Genomic DNA, 14,726 nt, shown 5'->3' with positions numbered 1-14,726 from the left:
GCCATGTTAAGAAATTGAAAGTATAGCATTAAAGGGGTTTGTAACAGTTGAAAATTATATATTGTATTACTAAAGCAGACAATGGTGGTGCACAAACACATCTCATTCAACTCGCCAACCATTTTTGCGTACACCATGATGTTTATGTCATTGTAGGCAATCATGGACCAATGATTGAACAACTAGATGCAAGAGTTAATGTAATTATTATCGAACATTTAGTAGGTCCAATTGACTTTAAACAAGATATTTTAGCTGTCAAAGTGTTAGCACAGTTATTCTCGAAAATTAAGCCTGATGTTATCCATTTACATTCTTCCAAAGCTGGAACGGTCGGACGAATTGCGAAGTTCATTTCGAAATCGAAAGACACACGTGTAGTTTTTACTGCGCATGGATGGGCTTTTACAGAGGGTGTTAAACCAGCTAAAAAATTTCTATATCTAGTTATCGAAAAATTAATGTCACGTATTACAGATAGCATTATTTGTGTTTCAGATTTTGATAAACAGTTAGCGTTAAAATATCGATTTAATCGATTGAAATTAACCACAATACATAATGGTATTGCAGATGTTCCCGCTGTTAAGCAAACGCTAAAAAGCCAATCACATAACAATATTGGCGAAGTAGTTGGAATGTTGCCTAATAAACAAGATTTACAGATTAATGCCCCGACAAAGCATCAATTTGTTATGATTGCAAGATTTGCTTATCCAAAATTGCCACAAAATCTAATCGCAGCAATAGAGATATTGAAATTACATAACAGTAATCATGCGCATTTTACATTTATAGGCGATGGACCTACATTAAATGATTGTCAGCAACAAGTTGTACAAGCTGGGTTAGAAAATGATGTCACATTTTTGGGCAATGTCATTAATGCGAGTCATTTATTATCACAATACGATACGTTTATTTTAATAAGTAAGCATGAAGGTTTGCCAATTAGCATTATCGAAGCTATGGCTACAGGGTTGCCTGTTATAGCCAGTCATGTTGGCGGTATTTCAGAATTAGTAGCTGATAATGGTATATGTATGATGAACAATCAACCAGAAACTATTGCTAAAGTCCTGGAAAAATATTTAATAGACAGTGATTACATCAAAATGAGTAATCAATCTAGAAAACGTTATTTAGAATGTTTTACTGAGGAGAAAATGATTAAAGAAGTGGAAGACGTTTATAATGGAAAATCAACACAATAGTAAATTACTAACATTGTTACTTATCGGTTTAGCGGTTTTTATTCAGCAGTCTTCGGTTATTGCCGGTGTGAATGTTTCTATAGCTGACTTTATCACATTACTAATATTAGTTTATTTACTGTTTTTCGCTAACCATTTATTAAAGGCAAATCATTTTTTACAGTTTTTCATTATTTTGTATACATATCGTATGATTATTACGCTTTGTTTGCTATTTTTTGATGATTTGATATTTATTACGGTTAAGGAAGTTCTTGCATCTACAGTTAAATATGCATTTGTAGTCATTTATTTCTATTTAGGGATGATCATCTTTAAGTTAGGTAATAGCAAAAAAGTGATCGTTACCTCTTATATTATAAGCAGTGTGACTATAGGTCTATTTTGTATTATAGCTGGTTTGAACAAGTCCCCTTTACTAATGAAATTGTTATATTTTGATGAAATACGTTCAAAAGGATTAATGAATGACCCTAACTATTTCGCGATGACACAGATTATTACATTGGTACTTGCTTACAAGTATATTCATAATTACATATTCAAGGTCCTAGCATGTGGTATTTTGCTATGGTCTTTAACTACAACGGGGTCTAAGACTGCGTTTATCATATTAATCGTCTTAGCCATTTATTTCTTTATTAAAAAGTTATTTAGTAGAAATGCGGTAAGTGTTGTGAGTATGTTAGTGATTATGCTGATATTACTTTGTTTTACCTTTTATAATATCAACTACTATTTATTCCAATTAAGCGACCTTGATGCCTTACCGTCATTAGATCGAATGGCGTCTATTTTTGAAGAGGGCTTTGCATCATTAAATGATAGTGGGTCTGAGCGAAGTGTTGTATGGATAAATGCCATTTCAGTAATTAAATATACACTAGGTTTTGGTGTCGGATTAGTGGATTATGTACATATTGGCTCGCAAATTAATGGTATTTTACTTGTTGCCCATAATACATATTTGCAGATCTTTGCGGAATGGGGCATTTTATTCGGTGCATTATTTATCATATTTATGCTTTATTTACTGTTTGAATTATTTAGATTTAACATTTCTGGGAAAAATGTAACAGCAATTGTTGTAATGTTGACGATGCTGATTTACTTTTTAACAGTATCATTTAATAACTCAAGATATGTCGCTTTTATTTTAGGAATTATCGTCTTTATTGTTCAATATGAAAAGATGGAAAGGGATCGTAATGAAGAGTGATTCACTAAAAGAAAATATTATTTATCAAGGGCTATACCAATTGATTAGAACGATGACACCACTGATTACAATACCCATTATTTCACGTGCATTTGGTCCCAGTGGTGTGGGTATTGTTTCATTTTCTTTCAATATCGTGCAATACTTTTTGATGATTGCAAGTGTTGGCGTTCAGTTATATTTTAATAGAGTTATCGCGAAGTCCGTTAACGACAAACGGCAATTGTCTCAGCAGTTTTGGGATATCTTTGTCAGTAAATTATTTTTAGCGTTAACAGTTTTTGCGATGTATATGGTCGTAATTACTATATTTATAGATGATTACTATCTTATTTTCCTACTACAAGGAATCTATATTATAGGTGCAGCACTCGATATTTCATGGTTTTATGCTGGAACTGAAAAGTTTAAAATTCCTAGCCTCAGTAATATTGTTGCGTCTGGTATTGTATTAAGTGTAGTTGTTATCTTTGTCAAAGATCAATCAGATTTATCATTATATGTATTTACTATTGCTATTGTGACGGTATTAAACCAATTACCTTTGTTTATCTATTTAAAACGATACATTAGCTTTGTTTCGGTTAATTGGATACACGTATGGCAATTGTTTCGTTCGTCATTAGCATACTTATTACCAAATGGACAGCTCAACTTATATACTAGTATTTCTTGCGTTGTTCTTGGTTTAGTAGGCACATACCAACAAGTTGGTATCTTTTCTAACGCATTTAATATTTTAACGGTCGCAATCATAATGATTAATACATTTGATCTTGTAATGATTCCGCGTATTACCAAAATGTCTATCCAGCAATCACATAGTTTAACTAAAACGTTAGCTAATAATATGAATATTCAATTGATATTAACAATACCTATGGTCTTTGGTTTAATTGCAATTATGCCATCATTTTATTTATGGTTCTTTGGTGAGGAATTCGCATCAACTGTCCCATTGATGACCATTTTAGCGATACTTGTATTAATCATTCCTTTAAATATGTTGATAAGCAGGCAATATTTATTAATAGTGAATAAAATAAGATTATATAATGCGTCAATTACTATTGGTGCGGTGATAAACCTAGTATTATGTATTATTTTGATATATTTTTATGGAATTTACGGTGCTGCTATTGCACGTTTAATTACAGAGTTTATCTTACTTATTTGGCGATTTGTTGATATTACTAAAATCAATGTGAAGTTGAATATTGTAAGTACGATTCAATGTGTCATTGCTGCCGTTATGATGTTTATTGTGCTTGGTGTGGTCAATCATTATTTGCCCCCTACAATGTACGCTACGCTGCTATTAATTGCGATTGGTATAGTAGTTTATCTTTTATTAATGATGACTATGAAAAATCAATACGTATGGCAAATATTGAGGCATCTTCGACATAAAACAATTTAAGTACCGGTAATGCTATACTTTAGAAAATTAAGATTAAGAAGAAAAGGCAATTTCTTATTGAAAAATGGAAGTTGTCTTTTTTAATTCTTTTTAAAAGCGGGAAACAAAAGCAGTTAAATGCCTTTTTGCATTCAATATTAAATATTATATCAATTTCGAATATTTAAATTTTATATAATTGGATATAACAAATAAATAATAATTATTGCAAAACACACCCGAAATTAATTATTATAAAAGTATATTCATAAAAGGAGGAATATACTTATGGCATTTAAATTACCAAATTTACCATATGCATATGATGCATTGGAACCATATATAGATCAAAGAACAATGGAGTTTCATCACGACAAACATCACAATACGTACGTGACGAAATTAAACGCAACAGTTGAAGGAACAGAGTTAGAGCATCAATCACTAGCGGATATGATTGCTAACTTAGACAAGGTACCGGAAGCGATGAGGATGTCAGTCCGTAATAATGGCGGTGGTCATTTTAACCATTCATTATTCTGGGAAATACTATCACCTAATTCTGAAGAAAAAGGTGGCGTAATAGATGACATCAAAGCGCAGTGGGGCACTTTAGATGAATTTAAAAATGAATTTGCAAATAAAGCAACAACATTATTTGGATCAGGTTGGACTTGGTTAGTTGTTAATGATGGCAAATTAGAAATTGTGACAACGCCAAACCAAGATAATCCATTAACAGAAGGCAAAACACCAATCTTACTATTTGATGTTTGGGAGCATGCCTACTATCTGAAATATCAAAATAAACGTCCAGACTATATGACTGCATTTTGGAATATTGTTAACTGGAAAAAAGTTGATGAATTATACCAAGCAGCAAAATAATATAACTTAATATAATTGAGGTGGAGCATCTACAAGGTGTTCCACTTTTTTGTACTTAATATCTTTACTTATTTGTTTTTGTGTAATGGGATAGCACGTAAAAGTGGCAAAATAATAAGATAAATTTCAACTCGAAATACCTTATTATTGTTGACTATAATGATGACCTAAATGTTATATACATCAGACAACACTATTAATTAATCAACATATTGACATTAAATAAATTGACAAAATAAGTAATTATTGTGAATCTAAAGTGAAATTTTTATAAAAAATTGTAATGATTCAAAAATTTTGTTGCATTTCTTTTGTAATCATATGATAATGTAAATGTAATCAAATTGTAATATAAGGGGAAAAGACAATGAAAAAATTAGCAACAGTAGGTTCTTTAATTGTAACAAGCACTTTAGTATTCTCAAGTATGCCTTTTCAAAATGCGCATGCCGACACAACTTCAATGAATGTGTCGAATAAACAAAGCCAAAATGTACAAAATCATCGTCCTTATGGCGGAGTAGTACCACAAGGAATGACGCAAGCACAATATACTGAATTAGAGAAAGCTTTACCCCAATTAAGCGCTGGCAGTAATATGCAAGACTATAATATGAAATTGTATGATGCGACGCAAAATATTGCTGATAAATACAATGTGATAATTACAACTAATGTAGGGGTATTTAAACCACATGCTGTTAGAGATATGAATGGCCATGCGTTACCTTTAACAAAAGATGGCAATTTTTATCAAACGAATGTAGATGCAAATGGTATTAATCATGGTGGTAGTGAAATGGTGCAAAATAAAACAGGTCATATGAGTCAACAAGGCCATATGAATCAGAACACACACATGAACCAACAGCCACACATGCAACAAGGTCATATGCAATCATCAAACCATCAAATGATGAGTCCAAAAGCAAATATGCATTCATCAAATCATCAAATGAACCAAAGTAACAAAAAAGTTTTACCAGCTGCTGGTGAAAGTATGACATCAAGTATTCTTACTGCAAGTATTGCCGCACTACTATTAGTATCTGGGTTATTCTTAGCATTTAGACGACGTTCAACAAATAAATAAACATAATACGATTAATAATAGAAAAATCGTGTGATTATCTGAGCGAGCCTAGGACATAAATCAATGTCCTAGGCTCGCTAATGTTATATTGGCAGTAGTTGACTGAATGAAATTGCGCTTGTAACAAGCTTTTCCATTTCTTACCAACTCCCTAAATAGTCATCAAAAAATTTCTTATATTTTAATAATTTTAATAATCCGATTGTCTTATACGTGTCAGTGTTAATTCAGATATTTCCTGTGGAATATACCACTTATTAATCATAATTGGATAAGGTGTTTGTGCGTACAATGTTTCAATAATCAGCCAACAATGTGTATCACCATCAAACACGTGACTATGATTTTTGAAGTGGGGCGCTTTGGTAATAGACATTTTTAAATCTGATTGATATGCATTGCTATAAATCGTTTGCTCAACGAATGTCTTCATGTCGTCTTCGTTTTGTGTATTCACTTTAAATGTGTCAATGACATTTAACGGTATAAAGGTAAAGCAAAATGCATCAGCTTGCTTAGAATGATTGTCCTTTTTTTGATAATAGCGTTCCATTGCAATGACGGCAGAAGGATGGTTTGCAAACAAATGATTTGTATATTCACTTTCTAAATCAACACGATAATTAATTGATGACATAGATACGCGAGCTAGCAATATTTGATCAAGTGGATGCTTAAATTGATCCATACTTGAAGCGTGTTGGGCATTTGTTTGTGGAATAACAAAGTGTCCCTTCCCTCTTGTACTCTCTACGATGCCATCTTCGGCTAACAATTTTATAGCTTGGCGCAAAGTCATACGACTGACATCAAAGCGCGCACAAAGTTCCTTTTCAGTAGGTAATGCATGGCCACTCGGATATTTTCCTATTTGAATTTCTTTATATAACGTATTATAAATCGTTAAAAATTTTGGTTGTGTTTGCGTCACGTAGACAACCTCCATAAAGTTACTTAATCACTCTCATCATACAATAATTTTTACTCGAATTGGAAAAATTATAAAAATTAAATATAGATAGGCTTTGAAAATTAGTTTTATACAAGGTTAGTAGCTGTAACTGTAAAATGTTCTTAATATTGTCAAAATGTAATGCTTGAAAGCGCTTTTAAAAAATATTATTATATACATGGTTAGACAAATAGACAAATCACTATACAAATATTGGGAGGAATATTTTATGAAATCAACACCACACATTAAACCAATGAATGACGTCGAAATTGCAGAAACGGTTCTATTGCCAGGAGATCCGTTAAGAGCTAAGTTCATTGCAGACACTTATTTGGATGATGTGGAACAGTTCAATACAGTGCGAAACATGTTTGGTTTTACCGGAACATATAAAGGTAAAAAAGTTTCTGTCATGGGTTCAGGTATGGGTATGCCATCTATTGGCATTTACTCTTATGAATTAATTCATACATTTGGTTGTAAAAAATTAATTCGCGTTGGCTCTTGTGGCGCGATGCAAGAAAACATTGATTTATATGATGTGATTATTGCACAAGGTGCCTCTACTGATTCAAATTACGTTCAACAATATCAATTACCAGGTCATTTTGCGCCAATTGCTTCTTATCAATTATTAGAAAAAGCAGTTGAAACAGCACGTGACAAAGGTGTACGTCATCATGTAGGTAATGTGTTATCAAGTGATATTTTCTATAACGCGGATACAACAGCGAGTGAACGTTGGATGCGTATGGGTATTTTAGGTGTAGAAATGGAATCAGCTGCATTATACATGAATGCAATTTACGCTGGTGTCGAAGCATTAGGTGTGTTCACAGTGAGCGATCATTTAATTCATGAAACGTCAACAACACCTGAGGAAAGGGAACGTGCATTTACAGATATGATTGAAATTGCACTGTCATTGGTGTAGATGATTATGAATGTTGAATATTCTAAAATAAAGAAAGCAGTACCTATTTTATTATTCTTATTTGTATTCAGTTTGGTTATAGACAACTCATTTAAATTGATTTCTGTAGCCATTGCTGATGACTTAAACATATCTGTAACGACAGTAAGTTGGCAAGCGACATTAGCCGGTTTAGTAATTGGTATTGGCGCTGTAGTATACGCTTCATTATCTGATGCCATTAGTATACGCACACTATTTATTTATGGCGTGATATTAATCATTATCGGATCAATTATTGGTTACATTTTCCAACATCAATTCCCATTACTTTTAGTTGGACGTATTATTCAAACTGCCGGTTTAGCTGCTGCAGAGACATTATATGTGATATATGTTGCAAAGTATCTTTCTAAAGAGGACCAGAAGACTTACCTTGGCTTAAGTACGAGCAGTTATTCCTTGTCATTAGTTATCGGTACATTATCAGGTGGATTTATTTCTACGTATTTACACTGGACAAATATGTTTTTAATTGCATTAATCGTAGTATTTACGTTGCCATTCCTATTTAAATTATTACCAAAAGAAAATAATACGAATAAAGCTCATTTAGATTTTGTTGGCTTAATTCTAGTGGCAACTATTGCTACAACAGTCATGCTGTTTATTACGAACTTTAATTGGTTATATATGATTGGTGCCTTAATTGCGATTATCGTTTTTGCGCTATATATTAAAAATGCGCAACGTCCATTAGTAAATAAATCATTTTTCCAAAATAAACGTTATGCTTCATTTTTATTTATAGTATTTGTAATGTATGCTATCCAATTGGGTTATATTTTTACGTTCCCATTCATAATGGAGCAAATTTATCATCTGCAACTAGACACAACATCACTGTTATTAGTACCGGGTTATATAGTAGCAGTCATTGTTGGTGCACTAAGTGGTAAAATCGGCGAATATCTGAATTCAAAACAAGCGATTATCACAGCAATTATTTTAATAGCACTGAGCTTGATTTTACCTGCATTTGCAGTAGGTAATCACATTTCAATCTTCGTCATTTCTATGATATTCTTTGCAGGTAGCTTTGCTTTAATGTATGCACCTTTACTTAACGAAGCCATTAAAACAATAGATCTTAATATGACAGGTGTGGCTATTGGTTTTTATAATTTAATTATTAATGTGGCGGTATCTGTAGGTATTGCGATTGCTGCGGCTCTAATCGATTTTAAAGCATTAAATTTCCCAGGCAATGATGCATTAAGTTCACATTTCGGTATTATTTTAATTATTTTAGGTTTAATGAGTATTGTCGGATTAGTTTTATTCGTCAGCTTAAATCGTTGGACACAATCTGAAAAATAAATAGATATAAATTCGCGAGATATATTCGTATTTATAGTAAAATTAAATAAAGAGATTATATAACACGAGGAGTAGTAAGTATGAAATTTGAGAAATATATAGATCACACTTTATTGAAGCCTGAGTCAACACGTACGCAAATCGATCAAATCATCGATGAAGCGAAAGCATACAATTTTAAATCTGTATGTGTGAATCCAACACATGTTAAATATGCAGCAGAGCGACTAGCTGATTCAGAGGTGCTCGTTTGTACGGTAATAGGATTCCCATTAGGTGCGTCGACAACTGCAACGAAAGCATTTGAAACAGAAGATGCAATTCAAAATGGTGCAGATGAAATTGACATGGTCATCAACATCGGCGCATTAAAAGATGGACGTTTTGATGATGTACAACAAGACATTGAAGCAGTGGTTAAAGCTGCGAAAGGTCACACAGTAAAAGTGATTATTGAGACGGTATTGTTGGACCATGACGAAATTGTAAAAGCGAGTGAATTAACAAAAGCGGCTGGTGCGGACTTCGTTAAAACTTCAACAGGTTTTGCAGGTGGCGGTGCGACTGCAGAAGACGTTAAATTAATGAAAGATACAGTAGGTGCTGATGTAGAAGTAAAAGCATCAGGTGGCGTACGTAATTTAGAAGATTTCAATAAAATGGTTGAAGCAGGTGCGACACGTATTGGTGCGAGCGCAGGTGTTCAAATTATGCAAGGTTTAGAAGCAGATTCAGATTACTAATATATATAAATTTTGGGAGTGATAGCTATGACAAGACCATTTAATCGTGTACATTTAATCGTAATGGATTCAGTAGGTATTGGTGAAGCGCCAGACGCAGCTGATTTTAAAGATGAAGGTTCACATACTTTAAGACATACCTTAGAAGGTTTCGATCAAACTTTACCAAACCTTGAAAAGTTAGGTCTAGGGAACATCGATAAATTACCAGTAGTAAATGCAGTTGAACAACCAGAAGCATACTATACTAAATTGAGTGAAGCTTCAGTTGGTAAAGATACAATGACTGGTCACTGGGAAATTATGGGATTAAATATTATGCAACCTTTTAAAGTATACCCTAATGGATTCCCTGAAGAGTTAATTCAACAAATTGAAGAAATGACAGGTCGTAAAGTTGTTGCTAACAAACCGGCATCGGGTACGCAAATTATCGATGAGTGGGGCGAGCACCAAATGAAAACTGGTGACTTAATTGTTTATACAAGTGCAGACCCAGTATTGCAAATTGCTGCACATGAAGACATTATCCCATTAGAAGAGTTATATGATATTTGTGAAAAGGTTCGTGAGTTGACAAAAGACCCTAAATATTTAATTGGTCGTATTATCGCACGTCCATATGTTGGTGAACCAGGAAACTTTACACGTACATCTAATCGACATGACTATGCGTTAAAACCTTTTGGTAAAACTGTCTTAGATCATTTGAAAGGCGGTGGTTATGATGTTATTGCCATCGGTAAAATTAATGACATTTATGATGGTGAAGGTGTAACAGAAGCGGTTCGTACGAAGAGTAACATGGACGGTATGGATCAATTGATGAAAATTGTTAAGAAAGATTTCACAGGTATTAGCTTCTTAAACTTAGTAGACTTTGATGCATTATACGGTCATCGTCGTGATAAACCAGGTTATGCACAAGCAATTAAAGATTTCGATGATCGCTTGCCAGAACTGTTTAGCAACTTAAAAGAAGACGATTTAGTAATTATTACAGCAGACCATGGTAATGACCCGACAGCGCCAGGTACGGACCATACGAGAGAATATATCCCAGTAATTATGTACAGTCCGAAATTTAAAGGTGGTCACGCACTAGAAAGTGATACTACATTCAGTTCTATCGGTGCAACTATAGCAGATAATTTCAACGTAACATTACCAGAGTTCGGTAAAAGTTATTTAAAGGAATTGAAATAGAATAAATTTAGATATTATAAAAACAGCAGTGAAGTTAACTATAACAATAGTTTTCTTCACTGCTGTTTTTATTATAATAGAGAAACGTAAGACGGTAGGACCTCTTATTTAGGAGTATCCTGATTTAATGTTAAACAATACGTTTTCGGATTGAACCGGAAATTAAATCGACAATTGCGACCATTAGTACTAAACCGATTAATATAATACCTACACGGTCCCAAGAACGTGTTTGAATGGCAAATATGAGTGGTGTCCCGATACCACCAGCCCCAATTAGCCCCAGTATAGAAGCTGAACGTAAGTTTAGTTCAAAGCGATAAAGTATGAGTGATAGAAAGGCAGGCATAATTTGTGGTATGACTGCAAATACGAGTGTTTTAATTTTATTCGCACCACTGGCCTTTAATGATTCTACAGCACTGAAATCTAGACCTTCAATATCTTCAGCTAAAAGTTTCCCAAGCATACCTACGGAATGGATACCTAAAGCTAATACACCTGAAAATGAACCTGGGCCAACAGCTTTGATAAATATAAGTGCCATTACAATTTCTGGGAAGACACGTATAACACTTAAAATAAATTTGCTAACACCTGAAACTGGGCGTAGTTTTACCATATTATTTGCACCTAGAAATGCTAATGGAATACAGATAATTGCGGCGATGAAAGTACCTACAACGGCTATCGCAAAGGTTTCAAGTAAACCACGTAATAAGTCTTCGCCATCTGGTATATAGATATAGCTGATGTCAGGATGGAATAATCCGCTGAATATGGATTTTAAGATTTCTAATGATTTACTTTTAAGTTCTAAACTTGGTACACCTGCAAATGCCCATATGATAATAGCTAAGACGACAATTGCAATAAGCCATCTTTTAATCAATTTTCGTTTGTGTGCTTTTGTGTGAACATTATATTTTGCTATTTCCTGTGTCATGCGAGATGTGCCCTCACTTTCGTACTGATGTAATCAATGACGACGACGATAACTAAAGTAAATAAAATAATCGTTGCTGTTTTTGGATATTGAAATAAACCAAGTGTTTGATCATAAAACAATCCAATACCGCCAGCGCCGACTAATCCAAGCACAGCTGAAGCACGTATATTTACTTCAAATGCATATAATACGTATGACATAAATGACGATATGGCTTGTGGTACAACACCGAAAACAATCCATTTTATTTTATTAGCACCAACAGCCGTCATTGCTTCCATTGGACCTGGATCTATCGTTTCCAATGATTCATATAATAATTTTCCAATAATACAGATAGTTAAAATAAACAATGCTAATATCCCTGGAATTTGACCGATTCCAAATACCGCCACAAAGATTGCTGCTAATAGCAAATCCGGTATAGTACGAACTATATTTAAAATAAAACGCGAGGGTATTGAAATCCACTTTTGATGAACGATATTGCTAGCACATAATAACGCAATTGGTATTGAAACGATGCTACCTAATACTGTACTTACGATAGCCATTCGAATGGTATCTAACATTGGCGTTGTAATTTGTTGTAAATACTCGAAATCAGGTGGAATCATTTGTTTGAATAGATCACCTATTTGAGGTATTCCTATCATTAAATCTCCAAAATTAAACCCCGTATAAATGAAGCTCCAAATGATAAGCACGATGATTAACATGAAGGTAAAACTCGTTTTTAAAGAAACCTTTTTCTTTAAAAGGGAGTCATACTTTGTAGGTGTTTCTAAAGGCATGTTAGTTCACTCCTAGCTTTTCATCTTCTTTAATTGTACGTCCATATATTTCACTAAATACGTCATCTGTTGCTTCAGATGCAGGACCATCATAGACAACTTCACCATCACGTAAACCAATGATGCGTGTGCCATATTCTTTTGCCAAGTCAACAAAATGTAAATTAATTAAAATTGTAATGCCTAATTCTTGGTTGATTTTTCTTAAATCATCCATAACCTGTTTCGTTGTTAATGGGTCTAATGAAGCAACTGGTTCATCTGCAAGAATAATTTCGGATTCTTGGCATAGCGCACGTGCAATAGATATACGTTGTTGTTGGCCACCTGATAATTCATCAGAGCGTTGATTATATTTATCTAAGATGTTGACCCGTTCTAGTGCATCCATTGCTTTAATTTTGTCTTCTTTTGGAAATAAACCTAATACCATTTTCCAAGTAGGGTGATAACCTACACGTCCACTTAGTACATTTCGTAATACACTTGACCGTTTAACTAAATTAAAATGTTGGAAAATCATACCTATATTTCGGCGCATTTCTAATAATGCTTTACCATGGGCTTTAGTGATTGATTTACCTTGGATGAAAATTTCACCTGACGTGATATCATGCAAACGATTTACAGATCTTAATAACGTGGATTTCCCAGCACCAGATAGTCCGACAATGACTGCAAATTCACCTTTTTCAATATTTAAGTTAATATTTTTCAAGCCTACATGACCGTTAGGATAGACTTTACTGACGTTTTTAAATTCGATTTGACTCATGTTTGACACCTTTCTTTAATAAAGAAAAGCCAAGGTAAACTGAAATATCATAGACATTGGGTTTCTGTGTACAAATGGTTTCAAATGTACAGCGACACCTTTCTATATCTGTTTCAGTTTAGCGCCTAGCTTTTCAATATTAATCTAGAATATATCTATTGAACGAAAGCTTTTAATACCAAATTCGATAATGATTATTTCATATCTTTAACTAATTTTTCGTACTCTCTTACAATGTCGAAATTTGAATCTTTCGTTTCTGTGTATCCTTCATGTGAATAAACTTCGCTAATAATTTTGTGACCTTCTTTTGATTTAGCAATGTCTATAAAAGCTTTTTTCAATTTTTCTTGGAAATCTTTATCCATATCTGGTCTTACAGAAATTGTGTCATTCGGAATAGCTTGTGTTAATTTTAAAATTCGTGTGTCTTTAAATACATTTGGTTGGTCTTTTTTCACAGTATTACGTGCATCGTTAAATACAGCCGCAGCATCTACATCTCCATTTAATAATGAGATAACTGCTTGGTCATGACCTTTAACATTCACAATTTTCATATCTTTAGTTGCATTAATACCTGCTTCGTTTTTTAACATCGCAAGTGGGAATGTATATCCAGCAGTTGATGTTACATCTTGTAAGGCAATTTTCTTACCTTTTAAATCTTTCAAGCTTTTAATTTTTGAGTCTTTTTTAACAAGAATTTCTGATTTATAACTATCTACAAGTTCTTTACTTGCTGAACCATCTTCTTTTACACCAAAACGTTGTGCTTGTAATAATAAATCAGCTGCTTTTTGATCATGTGCTAATGTGTATGCCGTTGGTGGTAAGAAACCAACATCAACTTTTTTAGACTTCATAGCTTCAACAATTGTATTGTAGTTAGTTGATACAGACACTTTAACTGGAATTCCTAATTCTTTAGATAGTAATTTTTCTAATGGTTTTGCTTTAGCCTCTAATGTTCCAGCATTTTGCGAAGGTACAAATTGTACTGTTAATTCTTTAGGTTTGTATCCTCCTGATTTAGAATCCGAATCATTACTAGCGTTCTTTTGATTATCTAAAGAACTTGAGTTTCCACATGCTGCTGCAAAAACAATGACTGCTAACATTAATACAAATAAACACTTAAAATTTTTCATTTGATAACTGTCCCCTTCACATTCTTAATCGTGTAATATGTATGCAA

Annotated in this window: 14 protein-coding genes and 1 pseudogene; 10 read left to right on the top strand and 5 right to left on the bottom strand. The window is 33.3% G+C overall.

All coding sequences use genetic code 11. The annotated features are described in order from the left end of the window. Positions 1-47: 47 nt before the first annotated feature. The 6 genes and pseudogenes from JQN76_RS02905 to JQN76_RS14290 all read left to right on the top strand — a co-directional run bounded on the left by JQN76_RS02905 (position 48) and on the right by JQN76_RS14290 (position 5,813). Positions 48-1,214, top strand: a complete 1,167-nt coding sequence (locus tag JQN76_RS02905) for a glycosyltransferase family 4 protein (protein ID WP_000692494.1) — start codon at positions 48-50, stop codon at positions 1,212-1,214. Further along, positions 1,195-2,433 carry an O-antigen ligase family protein gene (locus JQN76_RS02900; RefSeq protein WP_000431226.1) on the top strand — a complete coding sequence of 413 codons (1,239 nt, stop codon included), beginning with the start codon at positions 1,195-1,197 and terminating at the stop codon, positions 2,431-2,433. The genes JQN76_RS02905 and JQN76_RS02900 overlap by 20 nt, the downstream gene beginning before the upstream one ends. Next, on the top strand, positions 2,423-3,853 hold the full coding sequence (locus JQN76_RS02895) for an oligosaccharide flippase family protein (protein WP_000834086.1): 1,431 nt from the start codon (positions 2,423-2,425) through the stop codon (positions 3,851-3,853). Before JQN76_RS02900 ends, JQN76_RS02895 begins: the two co-directional genes overlap by 11 nt. A gap of 267 nt (positions 3,854-4,120) precedes the next feature. Next, a complete protein-coding gene (locus JQN76_RS02890) occupies positions 4,121-4,720 on the top strand; it encodes a superoxide dismutase (RefSeq protein WP_000874681.1) in 600 nt (199 codons plus the stop codon). A 367-nt stretch (positions 4,721-5,087) separates the two neighbouring features. After that, positions 5,088-5,689, top strand: a pseudogene (locus tag JQN76_RS02885) (hypothetical protein). Then, a complete protein-coding gene (locus tag JQN76_RS14290; RefSeq protein ID WP_306008886.1) occupies positions 5,580-5,813 on the top strand; it encodes an LPXTG cell wall anchor domain-containing protein in 234 nt (77 codons plus the stop codon). Before JQN76_RS02885 ends, JQN76_RS14290 begins: the two are co-directional and overlap by 110 nt. Before the next feature lie 190 nt (positions 5,814-6,003). On the opposite strand, the gene JQN76_RS02880 is transcribed toward JQN76_RS14290, so the two are convergent. Then, positions 6,004-6,759 carry a GntR family transcriptional regulator gene (locus JQN76_RS02880; protein WP_001789411.1) on the bottom strand — a complete coding sequence of 252 codons (756 nt, stop codon included), beginning with the start codon at positions 6,757-6,759 and terminating at the stop codon, positions 6,004-6,006. 235 nt (positions 6,760-6,994) lie between these two features. Between JQN76_RS02880 and deoD the strand changes: the two genes are divergently transcribed. From deoD to deoB, 4 genes are all read left to right on the top strand, one after another. After that, a complete protein-coding gene (gene deoD, locus JQN76_RS02875; protein ID WP_000843287.1) occupies positions 6,995-7,702 on the top strand; it encodes a purine-nucleoside phosphorylase in 708 nt (235 codons plus the stop codon). 6 nt (positions 7,703-7,708) lie between these two features. Further along, positions 7,709-9,061 carry a tetracycline efflux MFS transporter Tet(38) gene (tet(38), locus tag JQN76_RS02870; protein WP_001100300.1) on the top strand — a complete coding sequence of 451 codons (1,353 nt, stop codon included), beginning with the start codon at positions 7,709-7,711 and terminating at the stop codon, positions 9,059-9,061. 80 nt (positions 9,062-9,141) lie between these two features. Next, positions 9,142-9,804, top strand: a complete 663-nt coding sequence (gene deoC, locus JQN76_RS02865; RefSeq protein ID WP_000667269.1) for a deoxyribose-phosphate aldolase — start codon at positions 9,142-9,144, stop codon at positions 9,802-9,804. A 27-nt stretch (positions 9,805-9,831) separates the two neighbouring features. Then, a complete protein-coding gene (gene deoB / locus JQN76_RS02860; protein WP_000197808.1) occupies positions 9,832-11,010 on the top strand; it encodes a phosphopentomutase in 1,179 nt (392 codons plus the stop codon). A 130-nt stretch (positions 11,011-11,140) separates the two neighbouring features. Here the strand turns inward: deoB and phnE (JQN76_RS02855) are convergent, their stop codons facing one another. The 4 genes from phnE (JQN76_RS02855) to JQN76_RS02840 all read right to left on the bottom strand — a co-directional run bounded on the left by phnE (JQN76_RS02855) (position 11,141) and on the right by JQN76_RS02840 (position 14,679). Next, entirely contained in the window at positions 11,141-11,956 is an 816-nt protein-coding gene (phnE, locus tag JQN76_RS02855; protein WP_000191092.1) for a phosphonate ABC transporter, permease protein PhnE, read from the bottom strand. After that, the gene (phnE, locus tag JQN76_RS02850) at positions 11,953-12,753 is read right to left on the bottom strand and encodes a phosphonate ABC transporter, permease protein PhnE (RefSeq protein WP_001127863.1); all 801 of its coding nucleotides are present in this window, start codon (positions 12,751-12,753) and stop codon (positions 11,953-11,955) included. Before phnE (JQN76_RS02850) ends, phnE (JQN76_RS02855) begins: the two co-directional genes overlap by 4 nt. A 1-nt stretch (position 12,754) precedes the next feature. After that, positions 12,755-13,528: a phosphonate ABC transporter ATP-binding protein gene (phnC, locus tag JQN76_RS02845; protein ID WP_000078092.1), complete on the bottom strand. Its 774-nt coding sequence runs from the start codon at positions 13,526-13,528 to the stop codon at positions 12,755-12,757. A 194-nt stretch (positions 13,529-13,722) separates the two neighbouring features. Continuing rightward, a complete protein-coding gene (locus JQN76_RS02840) occupies positions 13,723-14,679 on the bottom strand; it encodes a phosphate/phosphite/phosphonate ABC transporter substrate-binding protein (RefSeq protein WP_000787672.1) in 957 nt (318 codons plus the stop codon). Between the last annotated feature and the right edge of the window lie 47 nt (positions 14,680-14,726).

It is taken from the genome of Staphylococcus sp. SM3655, from assembly GCF_016917315.1.
In the GTDB taxonomy this organism is placed as follows: domain Bacteria; phylum Bacillota; class Bacilli; order Staphylococcales; family Staphylococcaceae; genus Staphylococcus; species Staphylococcus aureus.
Note: the sequence above shows the minus strand (reverse complement) of the source record. Positions and strands in the feature narration are given on the sequence as shown.

Excerpts from the sequence above, each read along its gene's own strand:
- phnC (WP_000078092.1), bottom strand. The coding sequence starts at position 13,528 with ATGAGTCAAATCGAATTTAAAAACGTCAGTAAAGTCTATCCTAACGGT.
- JQN76_RS02890 (WP_000874681.1), top strand. The coding sequence starts at position 4,121 with ATGGCATTTAAATTACCAAATTTACCATATGCATATGATGCATTGGAA.
- JQN76_RS02900 (WP_000431226.1), top strand. The coding sequence starts at position 1,195 with ATGGAAAATCAACACAATAGTAAATTACTAACATTGTTACTTATCGGT.
- deoB (WP_000197808.1), top strand. The coding sequence starts at position 9,832 with ATGACAAGACCATTTAATCGTGTACATTTAATCGTAATGGATTCAGTA.
- phnE (WP_000191092.1), bottom strand. The coding sequence starts at position 11,956 with ATGACACAGGAAATAGCAAAATATAATGTTCACACAAAAGCACACAAA.
- phnE (WP_001127863.1), bottom strand. The coding sequence starts at position 12,753 with ATGCCTTTAGAAACACCTACAAAGTATGACTCCCTTTTAAAGAAAAAG.
- deoD (WP_000843287.1), top strand. The coding sequence starts at position 6,995 with ATGAAATCAACACCACACATTAAACCAATGAATGACGTCGAAATTGCA.
- JQN76_RS02895 (WP_000834086.1), top strand. The coding sequence starts at position 2,423 with ATGAAGAGTGATTCACTAAAAGAAAATATTATTTATCAAGGGCTATAC.
- deoC (WP_000667269.1), top strand. The coding sequence starts at position 9,142 with ATGAAATTTGAGAAATATATAGATCACACTTTATTGAAGCCTGAGTCA.
- JQN76_RS02880 (WP_001789411.1), bottom strand. The coding sequence starts at position 6,759 with ATGGAGGTTGTCTACGTGACGCAAACACAACCAAAATTTTTAACGATT.
- JQN76_RS14290 (WP_306008886.1), top strand. The coding sequence starts at position 5,580 with ATGAACCAACAGCCACACATGCAACAAGGTCATATGCAATCATCAAAC.
- JQN76_RS02840 (WP_000787672.1), bottom strand. The coding sequence starts at position 14,679 with ATGAAAAATTTTAAGTGTTTATTTGTATTAATGTTAGCAGTCATTGTT.